The sequence below is a fragment of the Sodalinema gerasimenkoae IPPAS B-353 genome, from assembly GCF_009846485.1.
Classification (GTDB): Bacteria; Cyanobacteriota; Cyanobacteriia; order Cyanobacteriales; family Geitlerinemataceae; genus Sodalinema; species Sodalinema gerasimenkoae.
The window spans coordinates 3,645,321-3,663,587 of sequence record NZ_ML776472.1 but is presented as its reverse complement, the minus strand read 5'-3'; the positions used below and the strand labels follow the sequence as shown (position 1 = coordinate 3,663,587).

Sequence of the window (18,267 nt, the reverse complement as noted above, 5' to 3'; positions counted from 1 at the left end):
TTTGTGTGACATCCCGTAAACGGATCGGATAGACTGGGACAATCATCCTTCTACGGGTCAGGGACTTCATATGAGCATCTCCCTTATTAACGTCGCAAAGTATTACAAAGACGAACCCCACCAAGTCAAGGCCTTACAACGCCTACAAGCACAAATCGAAGCCGTCCGACCAGATTTACTAACAGACACCTCTGAATTTATCCGCATCTGGCGCAGCCAAACCAAAGCCGCAGCCAAACCAGCCCCATCTCAAGCACAACTGACATCCCAACTGGCCAACCTCGGGCAAAACATCGCCGCCGGGAAGGTTGCCACGGCCGTCGTGCCGCCGCCGTCGGCGCCCAAACCTCCTGCACCGGTCAGTTACGTGCGTCCCGATGGCTCGGTTCGTCTGAACGTTCCCTTTTTGTCCCAACTCGATAACGTCAACAACCCCCATGGGTCCTGTAACGTGACCTCCGTTGCCATGTGTATGGCTTACTTCGGTCATCCAGCCATTAATGGCAGTGGCGTGCAACTCGAAGATGAACTCTATCAGTTCATGCTCGATCGCGGACTCTCGCGCCATTCTCCCACGGACTTGGCTCACCTGCTGCAACTCTACGGCTACCAGGATGACTTCCAACCCGATGCCAAATGGGAAGAGGTCACCAGTTGGCTTCAGCAGGGCAAACCCTGTATTGTCCATGGTTGGTTTACCGCCTCGGGGCATATTGTCACCATTATTGGCTACTGCAATCAGGGCTGGATCATCAACGATCCCTACGGCAAATGGTCACCTAACGGCTACGATACCCATACCTGTGGTTCCGGCCTTATCTATGGGTACCAAGATATGAAAGATATCTGCGGGACTAATGGTGACCTCTGGATTCACTACGTCGATGGCAAGCCTGGACAGTTGCCGCCACCTCCAGATGGGATAACCGTTGCCGCCAACAACAATGGGGGCACTTCAGCCAGCAGCGGCCCCGCTGAATTGAAACTGCAAGATCTCCTGAAAAATAACCAAACTCTCACCATTACCCAAGCCGCCAAACACCGACCCCTGATTAAACAGATTCAAGTGCGGTTACGGGCCCTGAAAGTATTGCGTGACAAGGCAGATGGGCTTTATGGTCCTAATACCAAAGCTGCGATCGAACGGTTTGCTCGCGCCTTTGAACTGCCCCCCGATCAAATTAGTCCGGCCTTCGCCAAAAAACTCATCGAAGTTCAAGAAGTCCCCTTAAACAATGACACCAGCCGTTGGATTGATATCCAGACAGCGGCAGATTTAATGGGGGCCAAACTCTCCGATGTGGAAACCTACCTCCCACCTCTGATTAACAAGCTTGAGGCCCGTGGGATTCTCAACCAACCCACCCTCGTCGCGGCCCTGGCTACCATATCCGTAGAAACTGCCGGCTTCCAACCCATCAACGAATGGGGAGGAAATAGCTACTTCCATGAAATGTATGAAGGGCGCTCCGACCTCGGCAACAGCCAGCCCGGAGACGGGATTCGCTTCCACGGACGGGGCTTTATCCAAATTACCGGTCGCGCTAACTATCAGCATTACGGCGATAAACTCGGGGTTCCCCTGGTGGATGACCCAGAATTAGCCCTCGATCCTGAGGTCGCCTCAGCCATTCTCGTGGAATATTTCTGGGAACGTTCCGTCGATCAACGGGCCCTGGCTCAAGACTGGCAAGGAGTTCGTCGCGCCGTCAATGGCGGTTTGAATGGTTGGGATCACTTCTGGCCCGTAGTTCAAAAACTTTTACCGGCTGTGAATCATGGCTAAGTTTAGAGTCTTTAACCGGATCTAGGCGGCTCTAAAATCCTTCATTCCCTTCATTCTTCAAGTCCTTATGACCATTTCTTTAGTTAAAGTGGCCAAATACTATCAAGGCCATTCCCATCAGGATGCGGCTCTGGCCTATCTCCAACAAGAACTCGGACGAACCCATCCTGAACTCCTTGGCCCAGACTCCGATTTCGTCACCCTGTGGCGGAACCCTCCCCAACCCCCGGAAACACAAACCCTGAGTCCCGGAAGTCCCACCAACGTTGATCTGCCGATTCCTTATTTATCGCAACTCGATAACGTCCATAATCCCCATGGATCTTGCAATGTAACCTGTGTGGCCATGTGTTTGGCCTATTTAGGGCACCCTCCTCTGAATCAATGGGGCGATCAACTCGAAGATGAGTTATATCAATACTGTCTTGATAATGGCTTATCTCGTCACTCCCCTGTGGATTTGGCGAAGGTTGTTCGTGCCTATGGCTATCAGGATGACTTTCAACCCGATGCAAAATGGTGCGAGGTTAAAGAGTGGTTGGCGGCAGGGAACCCGATTATTGTCCATGGTTGGTTCACTGCTTTTGGACATATCATCGTGATTCGTGGCTATAACGATCGCGGCTGGATTGTCAATGATCCCTATGGGGAATGGTACGAGTGGGGCTATGATACCCAACGCACCGGGGAAGGGTTGACCTATTCCTACGGCATGATGAGTCGCGTCTGTGGGACCGATGGAGATTTATGGATTCATTATGTTTCCAAGTAAAGCCTTCAAGAGGAAACGGGTTAGGGGAAGACCCAAACGTGGTTAAGGCCAGCCCTGACAAAACAAACTCAAATAATTGTCTATTGACAATTAGTGATTGGCGTATTTTTGTCTAGCGTCGAATTTTCGTTTTTGCTAAAAAGGTGCTGTTCAGAGGTATTTAGTGCCAGGACATACCTCTGAAACAAGGTTTCTTTGTTGTTAAGAGAAACCCGTTCCTAAAAAAACAGGTTTTATTGGCAATTTTTGTTGTCAATTTTCATTGTCAATCAATAGTCAGGTGTATCCACGATGACAGATGCATTTATTTCCTACTGCCGCCGCGACAAAGAGTTTGTGAAACAACTCTATGAGGCCTTTTGTGATGCCAAGCGAGAGGTCTGGGTCGATTGGGAAAACATTCCCTTAAACTCAGATTGGCGAGATGAAATTTACCGAGGAATTGAAGCGGCTGATAACTTTGTCTTTGTTCTCAGCCCCGACTCTGTGGCATCACAGGTGTGCCGTGAAGAAATTGACCATGCTGTTGCCAACAACAAACGCTTGGTTCCCCTGGTTTACAAAGAAGTTGCTTATGATGAAGTTCACCCAGAACTCGCTAAACTGAACTGGATTTTCTTCCATGATTCCTCGGAAACCTTTGAGGCGGCTTTTCCGAAACTTCTCTCGACCTTAGATACGGATCTCGATCATGTCAAAGCCCATACCCGGCTACAAAAACGGGCCTTAGAATGGGATAGCAAAAAACGCAATTCTAGTTACGTCTTGCGGGGGGATGATCTCAAACAAGCGGAACAATGGTTGGGGATAGCTGAAGGTAAAGACCCAAAACCTACCCCTGTGCAAACTCAATATGTTCTGGCCAGTGGTCAGGAGAAATCCAGACGTCAAAAGGTTGCGATGACTGGCGTTGTGACGGGGTTAGTTGTCACCCTGGTTTTGGCGGCAGTGGCGGTCAAAGAACGGGCAGAAGCCGTGCAGCAGCGGAACCTGGCCCAAGAACAAAATGTGCGGGCCCTGGTGGCCCTGTCCCAAGCCCGTAGGTTTACTGATGATGATTTAGAAGCTCTGCAATTTGCCGTCCAAGCTGCCTCAAATCTCACAAAGCATCAAAGCTTTCCAGATGATTTGCAAGAGCAAACCTTTGAAACCTTACGGGATTCGGTTTATAACGTCCAAGAAAAAAATCGCTTCAATGGCCATCAAGACCAAATCAATCGCATTCGCTATGCTCCCAATGGGGAGTTTATTGCCTCGGCCAGTGATGACAGTACGGTACGGATTTGGAACATTGATGGTAGCATCAAACATCTTTTGGAGCATGATGACAATGTGCGCGGGGTAGATGTATTTCCGAACAGCGATCGCATCGTGTCCACCTCCCAAGATGGAACGGCTAAAATTTGGCAGGTTGAGACGGGTGAACGGTTACACACCTTAGAGCATAACGCGAGTGTGCGATCAGCCCGGGTTCACCCAGAGGAAGATTATATTGTCACGGGAGATGTGGATGGACGAGTTTGGATTTGGGATACTGAGGGGACTCTCAAAGCCTCATTTGTGGCCCATCAGGGAGATGTGAATGACATTATCTTTAGTCTCGATGGCAGCACGCTGTTTACGTCGGGTCATGATACGTTGGTGAAACAATGGTCATTAGGGGAGTTAGTAGGACGCAACGGTGACGGGTCGGACGAGATGATTAGTGAGGACTTTGAAGGGCAGGTGTTCATGACTGAAGGGACGGATCTTCGCGAAATTGTCAATATTCGTGAGAATCCCCTGGCCCAAGATCAACCTCTGACCCCAATTCAAGTGTTTGCCGGTCATAGTGATAAGGTCTGGGATCTCGATGTGTCTCTCGATGGTAACTATATTGCCAGTGCCAGTTCAGATAATACGGTTATTATTTGGCAGTTGGATGGCCAGCCTCATCAAACCTTACGGGCCCATAGTAACTGGGTGCGCAGTGTCAGCTTTGCTCCAGACGGCACAACTCTGGTGACCGGAAGTGATGATGATACGGTGCGACTGTGGAATCTTCAGGGGATTCTCCTGCGAACCTTTAGCGGCCATGATGCCAGTGTCCGCACCGTGCAATTTGCCCCCGATGGCACCACCATCGCCTCTGGGAGCGATGATGCGACAGTGCGCTTGCGGAGTATTGAGGGGGCTGTGGTGGAAATTCTCCAGGGCCACCGCGCGGGGGTGAAGGGAGTTCGTTTTAGCCCTGATGATCTGATTGGTTCCGTGGCGGATACGACGCTCAATATCTGGCAGGAAGATGGGGCCCAGTTGCTCCAAACCGTTGAGTATAGTGCCGGAATGCGGGGGTCTCACTTTACGATTGATGGTCAGTTTGTGATTACCGCCAGCTATGACAGCACCCTACAACTGTGGGATTTGCCAGCATTGCTCAATGGTGAGGGACAAGAACCCTTGCGTCTGTTTGAAGGCCATGATGCTACGGTGAAAAACTTTTCGGTTTCTGACGATGGGGAGTTGATGGCCTCGGCAGGGGCGGAACGGCGTTTAATTCTCTGGCGCTTGAGTGATGGGGAAATCCTACAACAGTTTGATGAGGTGCATGAGTCGGAAGCGACAGATGTGGGATTTTTGCCGGATAATCAGGGCTTAGTCTCTGTCGGAGGGGGCGGACGGATTAAAGTTTGGTCTTTTGAGGGGGAGTTGCTGCAAGAGTTTCAGGCCCATGACGGCTGGATTAATGCCTTAAGCGTCAGTCCCGATGGTCAGTATTTAGCGACATCGAGTGGCGACAGAACGATTCGCATCTGGAGATGGCAGGAGGGCCGGGTTGACCCCACCCCGGTGGCGGTTCTCGAAGGTCATACAGATTGGGTGTGGGATGTGGAGTTTAATCGGGATAGTCAACTGCTGGCGTCAGCGGGTAAGGATAATACGGTGCGTCTTTGGGATATACAGGGAAATTTGCTTAAAACTCTGTCGGCTCACCAAAACTGGGTTCGGGCCTTGGATTTTAGTACGGATGGTGAGAAGTTAATCTCAGCCAGTGCCGATCGCACCCTCATTCTCTGGGAACTTGATTCCTTGGAGGAAATGCGTGAGTCCATCGAAGAGGTGGAGATGGGGACTTTGATTAGTCTCGGGTGTGATTGGCTCAGGAATTACCTCACGACGAATCCAACTCTGAAAGATAGTGATCGCGTCATGTGTCCTGGCTTGTAGATTTGGGGGTTGAGTAAGGGGAGTTGTGACGGATTGGCGGTGGCTTGAGGAGTTGAAACAGAAACCGGTGATCGCGGTTATCCGTGCGCCTTCCCTGGCGTTGGGGGAGCGGATGGCGGCGGCGACCATTGCCGGGGGACTGTCCTATCTGGAGGTGACTTGGACGAGCGATCGCCCCACAAGCCTAATTCAGCGGTTACGGGAGCGGTTCCCTCATTGTCAGGTTGGGGCGGGAACGCTGATGAGTCAACGGGACTTGGCAGAGGCGATCGCCGCCGGGGCCCAATTCCTGTTTAGTCCCCATCTGGACGTAACCCTCTTAGAACAGGCGATCGCCGCTGAAATTCCCATGATTCCGGGGGCCCTCACCCCTACGGAAATTATCCAGGCTTGGCAGGCCGGGGCCACCGCCGTCAAGGTGTTTCCCATCTCCGCAATGGGGGGAGTATCGTATCTACGGAGTTTACAGGTTCCTCTGGGGGGGATTCCTCTGATCCCCACGGGAGGGGTGACATGGGAAAGGGCCCCGGACTTTCTTGAGGCTGGGGCCGTGGCGGTGGGGGTCTCAACGGGACTGTTTCCGCCCTCAGACATTGCGGCTGAGAACTGGCAGGAGGTAGAGGCGCGATCGCGGCGTTGGCGAGGACTCTACCCCCCCTAAACCCGTCTCAACTACTCTTGACTTTGACGCTCATCGATCGCCATGCGCAAGTTAAACTGACTGCTTTGTTCTTGGGGAAGGCGATCGGGATCATTGAGTTGAATGGTGACTGAGTCAAACACCAGTCCCTGAAAATTGAGGGTGTCCAGCAATTCTGGAGGTTGCAAGCCCTCTTGGGGATCAGGGGTGGTGCGGATTTCATCGAGTCGTAAATCTTCAACTCGAGTACTCACATTTCCATCGAACTCCAAGGGTTCGACATCCTCGGCGATCGCATGAGAACTCATGCCGATCAGTCCGAGGACAGTTACAGTGACGGCAAAAAGGCTGGATTTCATAGGGGCCTCCTTATGACTGGAACCGAGGCGCAACGACGCACTCTACCCCAGAGATCCGGTCGGCGGTGTTGAAGCCTCGATGGGGGAGCGATACATCATGAATTCAATCATGAACATTGTTCAGGAATAATGTTTAGGATTCCTGACGGTAGATCTCATAGGGGTACTGCTTCTTCTAGGGTAACAATGAATTTGGCTCGATGCCAGTCTTAGTCAGGGACAAAGGGGGTTAGGAAAGAATCTCGATGGTTCCGGTTTCGCCGTCGAGACGAACTCGCTGGCCGTCTTTAAGCAGGGTGGTGGCATTGGCCACATTCATCACCGCCGGAATCCCATATTCCCGGGCCACGATCGCCCCATGAGATAAACGACCCCCAACTTGAGAGATTAAGCCACTGGCCCGGGCCAATAAGGGCATCCAGCCGGAGTCAGTGTAGGGAACTACTAAAATCGTTTGCGGCTGCAACTGTAGGCCATCGCTGAGTTGTCGGACAATCTTCACCTGTCCCTCGGCTTGGCCCGCACTGGCCCCAATTCCCGAGAGTTGCGATCGCGCCGGTTGATTTGAGGTGGTGAGCAAGGTCATGGGAGGTTTCCCATAGGTGACATAGGGAATTTCGGGTCGTTGGCGATCGCGCTCCCATTGGGCCCGCCGTTGTGGGACTAACTCAGGAACTAATGCCGCCAAATTAGGATTGTCCCCCTCAACGAGACCCCGCACTTCATGGAAAACCAAAAAGAAGATATCTCCAGGGTCTTGCAGCAAACCTGACTCCAACCAGTGGCGTTCTAAGGTCAGGAAACTCCAACGCAACTGGGCCAATAAGCGACTATAGACCTGAGCCACTGTTCCTTTGAGGTTCAGCGCCCGTTGTACCCTCCCAGCCTGGGATTTTGGTCGCTTAGAAGCCCGAGAAGGGGTCATGTCATTGGTTTGCACCAATTGAGCAAACAGGGCGCGGACGGGGCGCGGGTCCTCCCGCCAGGTGGCTACGGCGATATCGGTGCCCACTTCACTGAGATAGCCAAACTCCTCTAGGAACGCCTCCAACTGGTTGAGGATTTCCTGACCATCGTTACTCTCAGCTAAGGAGACAAATAACGCTGCCACATCCAGATTCTCCTGGGGCAAGAGATGACGGGCAGACTCGGCGATATTTTCCAGGGCCGCGAGGGCGGCGACTTCCGGCATCTGCTGATTGTCTAAACTGGCCTCATCCACCTTAAAGATGGCTCTCTTGGCGGCAAAGCCCAGGGGAGCCAGGATGTTGTAATAGGTGACCCCTTCTAACCCTTGTAAGATGTCTTGAATACGCTTAAGGACCGCTTCGGGCGACTGTTGCGGGATGAGGCGATCGCCACTGAAGCGACAGGCGGGAGTTGCCTCTAAGCTCTCCAACAGGGGCAAAAACTGCTGACGATACTGATGCTGAAACTTTTGTTCTAAGACCAACTGACGACGCAGCAGCCGCAGCAAGCCCGGTAGGTTACTCAGGGTCGAATGCAGAGAGGGGCGACTCATGGATGCCCCTTCCGTGAGAAAGGCCAGACTTTCTGGAGGGAGTCCCATGCGGAGGAAAATTTCCCCCAACAGAGAAGCGTTGAAATAGGCACTGGAATAATGGAGGGTGGCGGTTTCTGTGAAATCCAGACCCTCAGCGCGATCGCCCAAAACAATGGTAAAAATCTCCCCCCAAACGCCACAAGTCAGGGGCCGATTAATTGACCAAGTTAGGGGACGAATAAAGCCAGGAATCACCTCCGCCGCAATTTGCCGCGTCCAAATGGGCAATAAGGTGGTGATGGGGCGGGCTTGCAACAGCCAGAGGGTCTCTCCGTCATAACTCCATTCAATATCCTGGGGGACGTTTTGCAGCCGTTGTTCCAATTGTCGCGCCAGAAGGGCCACGCGTCGCAAGAGGCTCACCGGAACGTCCCCGTCATCGCCCCTGACAGCTAATCGCTCATCTTGTCCCGTGGCGGGCGATCGCCAATCGAGGGCCGCCACATCCGGCGAGACGCTCACATAATAGCGTTCTGGGGTGACCTGTCCAGATACCACCTGGGCCGCATCCCCCGGCAAACATTCAATGGCGACCCCATCCCCGCAACGAGAGACGGGGTCCCGACTGAAGGCCACCCCAGAAAACACCCCCGCCACCTGTTGCTGAACTAAGACCGCCATGGACCAATCATTCTCGTCCTCATCATCGGCCGCTTGCCGTTCCTGGCGGTATTGCTGAGCAGCGGGATTGTCATAGGAGGCCAGACAGCGATCAATAGCCTCTTCCAGGGCGGCGGGGCTAGTGAGGTGGGCTACACTCTCATATTGTCCGGCGGCGGTGGCCTGTTGGCTGTCTTCGCCAATGGCGGAGGAACGAGCAATTAGGGGCTGTTCTGGGCTAACGGTGAGGGCTTCGGCAAACAGTTGTGAATCATCCCCAGGGAGAAACACCCAACCGGGAGGGACGGGATAGCTCCAGCGTCGTAGCCGCGATAGGGTGGCCGCTTTCGACCCCACTTTTTCCGGCTTCAGGGGGCGATCGAGACTCAACAAAACCCGATCAGCTCGGAAGAACTGAAAGAGTTTACGGGTGTCAGAGCGTCCACCGCTCACAGGTAAATCAAGATCGTCGGACATTGTCTGATAAATAGCGTATAAAGCACAACTGAGTCCCAGGCTCCCAAGCAGCCGTCCGGGACTATGGGGATAGAGCATCCAGGTGATGGCGGGAAGCAAGGCCAAGGCAAGGTTGCGCCCGGCTTGACGTTCACGAATCAGGGTAAAACTGGCGCCACTAATCAGGGCAATGAAGAGGGCGATGCGCCAATCATGGGTGACAATGCCCCAAACGGTGTTGGTGGTTCCGGCCCCCTGTTTAAAGCTATAGCGTCCTAACACCAGGGCAATCAAGGCGAACAGTTCAAAGCTGGGGAGTTGGGGCAGGAACCAACGGGCTAGAAGCACCACGAGGATGCCTTTGGCGGCTTCTGAGAGAACGGCTAAGACTCCGGCTAGGGTTCCTCCATGGTAGAAGGCGGCGGAGACCCCTAAATTGCCGGTTCCCTGTTGGCTGAGGTCTTCGTCACTTACCCAGCGGACGATCGCCCCGAGTAGAGGAAGTCCTCCCAACAAGACACTCGCGAGGAGAACTAAACAACCGGCGAAGAAGGAAGATGGGGACATGGGTTAAGAGGCATGAAGAAGGCAGTAGGCAGTAGGCAAAAGAAGGCAGTAGGCAGTAGGCAGTAGGCAAAAGAAGGCAAGGGGCAAAAGGGGTAAGGGGGAGCGCGGGTAGGGCTATTGTAGGGGGTGGGTTTGTGCTTGTCCTAGCCCGTTTGAGTCCGATGCCAGGAAAATCTCCCGTATGGTAAGGTAAACGGGGCGCTCAGCAGGATTGCACTCACTAGCTTGATTCGCCGGTTGTCTCAGGGCTGTTTTTGAAACAAGTGGGGCAATTAAAAGCATTCCATGACATCCTCTTGGGGGGATTCGTGGGAGAATAGCAGCTTAAAGTATTACGCACGTTGTGTTAACGAGGGGTTCTATGTCGGTCGATCTCTACAAACCCGGTTTAGAAGGGGTACCAGCCGCTAAGTCCAGTATTAGTTATATTGACGGCAAGCAGGGCATCTTAGAATATCGCGGCATCCGCATTGAAGATTTAGCCCAACACAGTAGTTTTTTGGAGACGGCATACCTCTTGATCTGGGGAGAGTTACCCAGTCAGACGGAACTGGAAGCGTTTGAGCATGATATTCGCTACCACCGCCGCATCAAGTACCGCATTCGGGACATGATGAAATGTTTCCCTGAAAGTGGTCACCCGATGGATGCGCTACAAGCATCAGCGGCGGCGTTGGGATTGTTCTATTCCCGGCGGGCGTTGGATGATCCCATCTATATTCGCAATGCGGTGATTCGCTTGTTGGCGAAGATTCCCACGATGGTGGCGGCGTTTCAGTTAATCCGCAAGGGAAATGATCCGGTGCAGCCTCGCGATGATCTCAGCTATGCGGCGAATTTCCTCTATATGCTGCGAGAACGAGAACCCGACCCTTTGGCGGCCCATGTGTTCGATATCTGTTTGATGCTGCACGCGGAACATTCGATTAACGCCTCTACGTTCTCGGCCATGGTTACCTCCTCGACGTTGACAGACCCCTATGCGGTCATTGCCTCGGCGGTGGGGACTCTGGGAGGCCCACTTCATGGTGGGGCCAATGAGGAAGTCATTGAAATGCTCGAAGAGATTGGGGCGGTGGAGAATGCGGCCCCCTATTTGGATGACTGTATTCGCCAGAAACGCAAGATTATGGGCTTTGGCCACCGTGTCTATAAGGTGAAAGATCCTCGGGCCAAGATTTTGCAGGATTTGGCGGAACAACTGTTTGCTCGCTTCGGGGGCGATCGCTATTATGAGGTTGCCGTGGAGTTGGAACGGTTAGTTGAGGACCGCCTGGGTGAGAAGGGGATTTATGCCAATGTAGATTTTTATTCTGGGTTGGTCTATCGCAAGTTGGGGATTCCGACGGATCTGTTTACGCCTTTGTTTGCGATCGCCCGGGTGGCGGGTTGGTTGGCTCACTGGAAGGAACAACTCAACGAAAACCGCATTTTCCGCCCCACTCAAATCTATGTGGGACAGCGCGAACGCCCCTTTGTTAGCCGAGAAAAACGCTAGGGAGGGCGGTTGTCGATGCAGTTAGGTTGTCGCTATTCCCAACCCAGACAACGGGTACGATCTAGCCGCCTTAAGCTGGGGCTTAGGCTGCTGACTCTCCTGACGTTGCTCGGGTTGGGGTGGGGGGGCTTTCGTCTCTATCTCCGCTGGACTCGGGTTCCTCAGGCGGTGTTGGTTCTAGGAGGGTCGCCGGACCGAGAGGTGTTTGCAGCGGATTTTGCACGCACTCATCCGGAGTTGACGGTTTGGGTATCGGGGGGAAGTAACCCGGAATATGCGGAATGGGTGTTTGCGGAGGCGGGGATTCCTCGGCAACGCTTCTATTTGAATTACGACGCGGTGGATACGGTGACGAACTTCACGACTCTGGTGGATAAGTTGCGATCGCAGGAGATCCGCAGCATTTATCTGATTACGTCGGATTATCATATGCGCCGCGCCTCCGCCATTGGGGAGATTGTCTTGGGAAGCCGAGATATCAGTTTCCGCCCGGTAGCGATTCCCTCTGAATTGGCCCCTGAACCGATTGATAAGTCTATTCGCGACGGGGTGCGGGCGTTGGTTTGGTTGGCCACGGGCTATACTGGCTCAACGTTACGCGATCGCTTTTCTCCCCGTTTATCTCTGTCTCCTCAACCGATCTACAGCGAAACTCAGCCAAGCTTGGGGACGCTGAACTCTTGGTCTGAGTAAAATCTTAGTCTTCACTAATCAACAAACGAGATAAGACCGGATTATTCATTGCTAGAGGAGTGTGATCGACGGTGCAACTGAAACAGGTCATTATTGCTCACAAGGCAGGGGATTCATCGGCAAAATCCTGGGCGGAACGCTGTGCGAAGGAACTCGAAGCCCGAGGCTGTCATGTATTGTTGGGCCCGAGTGGCCCCAAGGATAACCCCTATCCAGTATTTCTGGCCTCGTCGACTCAGAAAATTGATTTAGGGATTGTGTTGGGGGGGGATGGAACGGCGTTAACAGCGGCCCGTCATCTCTCGCCCGAGGGGATTCCTCTATTGGCGGTGAATGTGGGAGGACATTTGGGGTTTTTGACGGAACCCTTTGATAGTTTCCAGGAGACGGAAGCGGTTTGGGATCGCCTGTTGGAGGATCGTTTTGCGGTTCAGTCGCGGATGATGTTGGAGGCGGCGTTGTTTGAGGGCGATCGCCTGAATCGAGAACCGGTGAGCGATCGCTATTTGGCCTTAAATGAAATGTGCATTAAGCCAGCGGCGGTGGATCGAATGCTCACGTCGATTCTAGAGATGGAAATTGACGGGGAAATTGTTGATCAATATCAGGGGGATGGGTTATTGGTGGCGACTCCCACGGGATCGACCTGTTATACGGTGTCTGCCAATGGCCCGATTATGCACCCCGGGATGAATGCGATCGCCGTGACGCCCATTTGCCCTCTGAGTTTAGCCAGTCGTCCCCTGATTCTCCCCCCTGGGGTGGTGGTGAGTATTTGGCCCCTTGAAGATCGGGATTTAAATACAAAACTCTGGATGGATGGGGTGTTGGCGACGGCAATTTGGCCGGGGCAACGGGTGGATGTCAAAATGGCAGACTTCCAGGCACAGTTTTTGATTTTACGAGACGATTATTCCTATTTCAAAACTCTACGGGAAAAACTTCTTTGGGCGGGGGCAAGGCTTCATTATGATAATAATCATCGGAATTGAGAAGGAGGGAGAACCCACCCCTTACCCCTCCCAAGAGGAGAAAAATGGAGTAGAGGCATATCACAAGCGGCACGCCCTATTCCTGTCAGACTAGACTGAGTTTTGTGCTTTTTGACAAGCTCTGTTATCGAGTCTGATTGCGCACCAGAGCTAGAATTTCTAGGTTGAGGCTGTAGAGGGGCTGCATCAGATTCCGAACCTCCCCGCCTATCTCCTCGGCAGGGTCCACAAAGCCCCCCACTCGATAGTTACCACACTGATTCAGGGGGCGGAGAGAAGACGGAAACAGAAAGGAGGCCATCAGATCCTGCATCAGATCCAGCATGGCCAACAAAAAATCGCGGCGGGTGACGGGGGCATCGTCTGCGATGGCGATCGCAAGTAGCGGGATAAATTGCGCCATGGGCTGAGGTGATCGGGGGGCGATCGCCTCACTGAACGACCCTTGGGAAAGGTTCCCTTTAGTGGTGGGCAGTAGCCCTAACGTCGTTAAATTTCCCCCCGAACTCCCTTGGGTAGACTCCAGCAGGGCCAGCGATCGCCGCACCTCTTGCAGCATCGTCAGCAGCTCTTGAATCAGGCGATCGGCCTCCCGCAAAAACTCTTCAGCCTGTCCCAGTTGCCCCCCCGGGTCTTGAAGTGTGTGATAGAGGATTTCCAGATAGGCAAGGAATTCGGCGCGGGAGAGGGGCACATCGTCTTGGGCGGGGTCTAGGTAGGCGGCGAGATCTAGTCCTACAAGGTAACTGAGCAACTGCTCGTATTCGATATAGGTGTAGTCGTCACCAGACCGAATTAGCTCCAGCAGGGTTTCGGCCTCCATCTCATCAAAAACGGCGGTAGATTGCCGCCCGGCTGAGGCGGGCAACGTCTCGGACAGTGCTTTAGTTTGGAAGGGGGCCATCTGGCGGTAGGCATCTTCGATCTGACGGGGGACGCGCCCGCGCAGATAGGCCATGTCTCGGCTTAGGGCATCGCAAGCGATAGTGATGGCGTGCGATCGCGCATTCGACTGGTCGTTTACCTCAGACCACATCAATCCCATGATCCGGTTATATTCACCCCCGAGTAACGGTTGTTCGAGATCCCTCGATTGCAGCTCAGCCCAAGGTCGGGGAACTTCATCCCTAGATTGCTCTGGGATATCGGTGGTCTGAGTGGGGGCATCGGCCCGGCCTGCCGAGACCAGGTGGGGGTTGCCTTGTTCAATGCGCTCTTGAACCATGCGGGCTGCCCGTTGCACCCGGTTCTCTGGATCCATAGAGCCGATCCACATCAGTTCTTGCCGCAGGGCTGAGGCAGTTGCCTGATCGGCCCCAATGCCTAGGGGAATCAAAAGCTCGGCGGCCTGTTCTCTAAATCCTATCCCGACGGAGCGATTTTGGGCGAGGGGGGTGGCCAGCACCCGCAACAGAGCGGGGATGGCAATCTCTTGATCTGCCCCAATTTGTACCAGGGCATTGGCCCAGCGCACCGACTCCTCTTGGTGAAAGCGCTCTACCAAGAGGGGAATGGCGGCTCGTGCCTCTGGGGTAGCAATCTGCGCTAGGGCCAGCCCTGCCGACACCATTTCCTCATCCTCGGCAAAGGCAGCTAAGAGGGTTGGCACTGCTGCCGCTGCACTGGGGCCAATGAAGCCTAGCGCCCCTGCGGCTGCGATGCGAGGGCGGTATTCTGGGTCATCCACAAACACTTCAATTAAGGCCGGTACCACCAGGGTCACGGCTTCAGGGTCAGCCCGATAAAAGGCTTCTCCCAGCATCATCGCCGCCGCAAACCGCACTTCTGGGTCGGGGTGTTGGAGTTGAGCGACCCCCACTGCTGCCACTTGGGGACGAAGCTCTAGCTCCAAGGCAATATCCCCCAGAGGGCGCAGGGCAGCGATACGAATCTGGGGGCTAGGATCGGTGCTGGCCAGGTGGCCCAACCCCTCCATTAGGGTCGTCAAGAGGCCAATGCGATAGGCAAGGCCATGTCCTTCAGAATAGTGCATGGGAAACCCGAGTTCAGAGGCGGAGGTAGCCAGGGCAATCCGCCGCACTACATCTTCTTCGAGTAAGTCTCGCAGGGCGAACAACCGGGCTGTTTCGTTCTCGCTGGTTTGGGCCACGGCCAATAGGGGCAGGGCTGCTTCGGGGCCAAACCGTGATACTGCCTGGGTTATCCGATTGCCCAAGGTGCGGTTGGTGGCGGTGGTTTCTGTTTCTAGCAGATGGATCAAGTGGGGGATCACCCCAGGGCCGCACTGTCTAATCAGAGGGTAGTTAGGGCGGGCGGCATCACTGAGAAGATAGGCGCTCAGGGCTGGACGGCTATGGCAATCTAGCTCGGCGATCGCCTGGGGAAAGGCGGGCACTTGGCCCAAGGCCAACAGTCCCAAAACGAGGCCAGAACGGCTCAGTAGCGATCGGCTGCGGACGCTATGCCGTCTCAGGGTCATGACGAACCAGGGGCTGATCATTGTGGTCACGGGGGCAGGAGGATTTTCTGTAGACGCGATCGCCCCTACCCAAGTTCCCCCTGAGTCGCGATCGCTTGCCAATCAATCAAAGTTCAATAGTTGCGAGTTGCGCGCATAACGTTCCGCTTCACCCGCCGCTAGTAACGTCTTGAATTAGATTAAATTTCCACTTCTATTTCCACTTCTATGGGCAATAAAGGGAGAATGTTAGGAGATTTGGCGGAATTCGACTTTATTGGTAGTGGGACAATATAAACAATAACTGGCTTGGTTGGGGATTCGTCCAACGCTGCCGACTCCGACGACCTTACGGGGTTTCAGAATTTGGGAAATGGGGGCTTGGCTGCCGTCGAGTGTTGTCAGTCGTGAGGCGATTTGTCCCGATTTCAAACAATACTCGAAGGCTAACCCGGAACGTCCACAAAATAGTTGGTTCGCATCAGCCCGGATGAGACGATCCAACAAGACGCTGGCGGGGGTGTCTGGGGTGAGTTCGTCGTCGTAGCCAACGGTACTGCCATGAATGAGGAGTGCGTCTAATTCCATGAATCCGAAATCGAGCGATCGCAACCACTCAACCTGTTCCCGAGGAACGGCGTTCCACAAGGCCTCGACTCCCTCATCTCCATATCGCTCCTTTAAGGCGAACGCTTGAGGATCCGGCCCGACTCCGTGAAGGTTAAAGCATTGTTCTTCCCACCAGCCGGTGCAAATTTGGGGGCTGGGTTCTCCGGCTTGGGGCGATCGCAACTGTTCTAAGAGTTGTGAACATTGGGGATGTAAGCCGACAACATCCCCGAGAATATAAATCGCGTCAACGGGAATGGCTTGTTTGCGGATATCGTCTAAAACGGCGTTGTAGGCGGTTAAATTGCCTTCAAGACCACTTAAAATCGCCCAATGGGATTGTTCTGAAAATAGGTCAGTCAAACTATGAATACCCTCATGACGTCAGGTTCAAAGAGATAAAATTATCTTGAAAAATTAGCGTTGACATAAATGCTGCGGATCATCAGCCCGTTCGGCAAATTCTAGGCCCTGGGAGAGCCGCCAAGCGAAAATTTTAGGCAGTCCTTGTTCAACGATAGCCGCACAAGTTTTTTCGTAGTCGTAGGGAAGTTCCCGCAAGCCGACGGCTTCGCTCTCCGTATCATAAATCACATAGGTGGCGTTGGGTCGGCCGTGGCGGGGTTCACCGACGGAACCGGCGTTCACGAGCCGTTTGATGGGGGTCGATAGACTCTGTTCCACGGGAGCGGATTGGGGGCCATCGGGGTGAATTTGTTTAACGGAAATTGAAATTTTTGTATCGTCGAGCGATCGCACATAGGGGATATGAGTATGACCACAAAACAAGACATCGGCTTCTGTGGATAACACCCGTTCTAGGGCGATGAAGCCATCGAGTTCTGGCATTAAATACTCATGTTGGCTGTTGGGACTTCCATGGACGAAACAGAGGTTTCCATCCCGTAGGCTAACAGGAAGCTGGGCCAGATACTCTCGCACATCATCCCGAACTACTTGATTGGTCCATTCATGGGCCCGAAGTCCCCGTTTTTCTGCCAATAGGGAGGGATAGCTACATTCGCAGGCGTTGAGGCCTTCAACAATATCTTCATCCCAGCATCCTTGAACAGTGGGAATTTCTAGGCTACGGATGCGATCGACGACTTCGTTAGGATAGGGGCCATAGCCCACTAAGTCGCCTAAGCAGATGATGCGATCGCAGCCTTGAGTCTCAACATCATGTAAGACCGTTTCTAGGGCTTCTAGGTTTCCGTGAATACAGGATAAAACGGCAAGTTTCATGATAGTTTAGGATAATCTGATGTTAATTGGCGATCGTCGCTTGTTCTGTTTTCAAATAGGCTTGATATTGCGCCAGCATTTCATCAGCTACAAAACAATCCTGTAGGGTTTCCCGAATTCCAGCACCGTCGAGTCCTTCCCCGACAATTTCTAGGCCACTAAACCCCTGAGGGCGACCATCCAAGCATAAGGGACGGTTTAACGGGAGATAGTCACTGCCTTCTAAGCCGGAAATAAAATTAAATAAAAAGGTCTGTCCATCGGCAATATTAAAGATGGCTTTTGCCCGTTGAACCGCGCCATAGGCACCTTGGATTAACTCTTGCCAGAAAACATCTAAACTGGGTGGATCGAAAACTTCCCCAGACAGTAAAGCCCGCTGCATTTGCAAGTTGACAATGGACTCGGTTGCGGTTCCCACCCCAACAATCACCTCCTCGGCTTCTGGCCAATGATGCCAGTCTGTCTCCGGGCCCTTGGGGGGAACTAGGACGATGTTACGACAATCCACAAGGGGCAACACCAGGGAATCTAAGGCGATATGAAAGCCAACTTCGATATAAATGGGATTTGTCGCCCCCTGATGTTCGACTAGCTTGACGGGGGCGTTCTCGTCGCTCAGACAGTCCAGTTTGGGGTGCAGGGTTTGTAAATAGCTGGCATCAAGAGGAAAGGAACCCGCCCCGAGATTGAGGTAGGCGATTTGTTGACTCGGAGGATATTGTTGCAGTTGTTGGGCAATCCAGTGGGTTTTTCCTACTCCAGAAGGGCCGGCAACGAGGAACACATTAGACATAGAAGAAGGCAGTAGGGGAGGAGAAGGCAGTAGGCAGTAGGCAGTAGGCAGTAGGGGAAGAGAA

At 53.4% G+C, this 18,267-nt stretch carries 13 protein-coding genes; 7 read left to right on the top strand and 6 right to left on the bottom strand.

Annotation, left to right across the window (positions count from 1 at the left end):
* Window positions 1–70 precede the first annotated feature (70 nt).
* The 4 genes from L855_RS15915 to L855_RS15900 all read left to right on the top strand — a co-directional run bounded on the left by L855_RS15915 (window position 71) and on the right by L855_RS15900 (window position 6,426).
* Window positions 71–1,786, top strand: a complete 1,716-nt coding sequence (locus tag L855_RS15915) for a C39 family peptidase (protein WP_159789670.1) — start codon at window positions 71–73, stop codon at window positions 1,784–1,786.
* Between the two features lie 67 nt (window positions 1,787–1,853).
* Window positions 1,854–2,558, top strand: a complete 705-nt coding sequence (locus tag L855_RS15910) for a C39 family peptidase (protein WP_159789668.1) — start codon at window positions 1,854–1,856, stop codon at window positions 2,556–2,558.
* Window positions 2,559–2,849: 291 nt separating this feature from the next.
* Window positions 2,850–5,765 carry a toll/interleukin-1 receptor domain-containing protein gene (locus L855_RS15905; RefSeq protein WP_159789666.1) on the top strand — a complete coding sequence of 972 codons (2,916 nt, stop codon included), beginning with the start codon at window positions 2,850–2,852 and terminating at the stop codon, window positions 5,763–5,765.
* Between the two features lie 25 nt (window positions 5,766–5,790).
* The gene (locus tag L855_RS15900; protein ID WP_159789664.1) at window positions 5,791–6,426 is read left to right on the top strand and encodes a bifunctional 4-hydroxy-2-oxoglutarate aldolase/2-dehydro-3-deoxy-phosphogluconate aldolase; all 636 of its coding nucleotides are present in this window, start codon (window positions 5,791–5,793) and stop codon (window positions 6,424–6,426) included.
* 11 nt (window positions 6,427–6,437) lie between these two features.
* Here L855_RS15900 and L855_RS15895 read toward each other — a convergent pair whose 3' ends face one another.
* Window positions 6,438–6,764, bottom strand: coding sequence for a hypothetical protein (locus L855_RS15895; RefSeq protein WP_159789662.1), 327 nt, complete (start codon window positions 6,762–6,764; stop codon window positions 6,438–6,440).
* Between the two features lie 229 nt (window positions 6,765–6,993).
* Window positions 6,994–9,951 (bottom strand): glycerol-3-phosphate acyltransferase, encoded by a 2,958-nt coding sequence (locus L855_RS15890; RefSeq protein ID WP_159789660.1) that lies wholly within the window; start codon window positions 9,949–9,951, stop codon window positions 6,994–6,996.
* Window positions 9,952–10,312: 361 nt separating this feature from the next.
* Here L855_RS15890 and L855_RS15885 point away from each other — a divergent pair, with 361 nt between their 5' ends.
* The 3 genes from L855_RS15885 (at window position 10,313) to L855_RS15875 (ending at window position 13,134) form a co-directional block, all read left to right on the top strand.
* Window positions 10,313–11,449 (top strand): citrate synthase, encoded by a 1,137-nt coding sequence (locus L855_RS15885; RefSeq protein WP_159789658.1) that lies wholly within the window; start codon window positions 10,313–10,315, stop codon window positions 11,447–11,449.
* A gap of 15 nt (window positions 11,450–11,464) precedes the next feature.
* Window positions 11,465–12,142 carry a YdcF family protein gene (locus tag L855_RS15880; protein WP_159789656.1) on the top strand — a complete coding sequence of 226 codons (678 nt, stop codon included), beginning with the start codon at window positions 11,465–11,467 and terminating at the stop codon, window positions 12,140–12,142.
* A 71-nt stretch (window positions 12,143–12,213) separates the two neighbouring features.
* A complete protein-coding gene (locus tag L855_RS15875) occupies window positions 12,214–13,134 on the top strand; it encodes an NAD(+) kinase (protein ID WP_159789654.1) in 921 nt (306 codons plus the stop codon).
* A 124-nt stretch (window positions 13,135–13,258) separates the two neighbouring features.
* On the opposite strand, the gene L855_RS15870 is transcribed toward L855_RS15875, so the two are convergent.
* The 4 genes from L855_RS15870 to L855_RS15855 all read right to left on the bottom strand — a co-directional run bounded on the left by L855_RS15870 (window position 13,259) and on the right by L855_RS15855 (window position 18,203).
* Entirely contained in the window at window positions 13,259–15,676 is a 2,418-nt protein-coding gene (locus tag L855_RS15870; protein ID WP_159789652.1) for a HEAT repeat domain-containing protein, read from the bottom strand.
* Window positions 15,677–15,802: 126 nt separating this feature from the next.
* The gene (locus L855_RS15865) at window positions 15,803–16,525 is read right to left on the bottom strand and encodes a metallophosphoesterase family protein (protein ID WP_159789650.1); all 723 of its coding nucleotides are present in this window, start codon (window positions 16,523–16,525) and stop codon (window positions 15,803–15,805) included.
* 54 nt (window positions 16,526–16,579) lie between these two features.
* A complete protein-coding gene (locus L855_RS15860; protein ID WP_159789648.1) occupies window positions 16,580–17,407 on the bottom strand; it encodes a metallophosphoesterase family protein in 828 nt (275 codons plus the stop codon).
* Between the two features lie 22 nt (window positions 17,408–17,429).
* The gene (locus L855_RS15855) at window positions 17,430–18,203 is read right to left on the bottom strand and encodes a GTP-binding protein (RefSeq protein WP_159789646.1); all 774 of its coding nucleotides are present in this window, start codon (window positions 18,201–18,203) and stop codon (window positions 17,430–17,432) included.
* Window positions 18,204–18,267: the final 64 nt, after the last annotated feature.

Excerpts from the sequence above, each read along its gene's own strand:
- L855_RS15880 (WP_159789656.1), top strand. The coding sequence starts at position 11,465 with ATGCAGTTAGGTTGTCGCTATTCCCAACCCAGACAACGGGTACGATCT.
- L855_RS15905 (WP_159789666.1), top strand. The coding sequence starts at position 2,850 with ATGACAGATGCATTTATTTCCTACTGCCGCCGCGACAAAGAGTTTGTG.
- L855_RS15860 (WP_159789648.1), bottom strand. The coding sequence starts at position 17,407 with ATGAAACTTGCCGTTTTATCCTGTATTCACGGAAACCTAGAAGCCCTA.
- L855_RS15855 (WP_159789646.1), bottom strand. The coding sequence starts at position 18,203 with ATGTCTAATGTGTTCCTCGTTGCCGGCCCTTCTGGAGTAGGAAAAACC.
- L855_RS15915 (WP_159789670.1), top strand. The coding sequence starts at position 71 with ATGAGCATCTCCCTTATTAACGTCGCAAAGTATTACAAAGACGAACCC.
- L855_RS15895 (WP_159789662.1), bottom strand. The coding sequence starts at position 6,764 with ATGAAATCCAGCCTTTTTGCCGTCACTGTAACTGTCCTCGGACTGATC.
- L855_RS15910 (WP_159789668.1), top strand. The coding sequence starts at position 1,854 with ATGACCATTTCTTTAGTTAAAGTGGCCAAATACTATCAAGGCCATTCC.
- L855_RS15885 (WP_159789658.1), top strand. The coding sequence starts at position 10,313 with ATGTCGGTCGATCTCTACAAACCCGGTTTAGAAGGGGTACCAGCCGCT.
- L855_RS15890 (WP_159789660.1), bottom strand. The coding sequence starts at position 9,951 with ATGTCCCCATCTTCCTTCTTCGCCGGTTGTTTAGTTCTCCTCGCGAGT.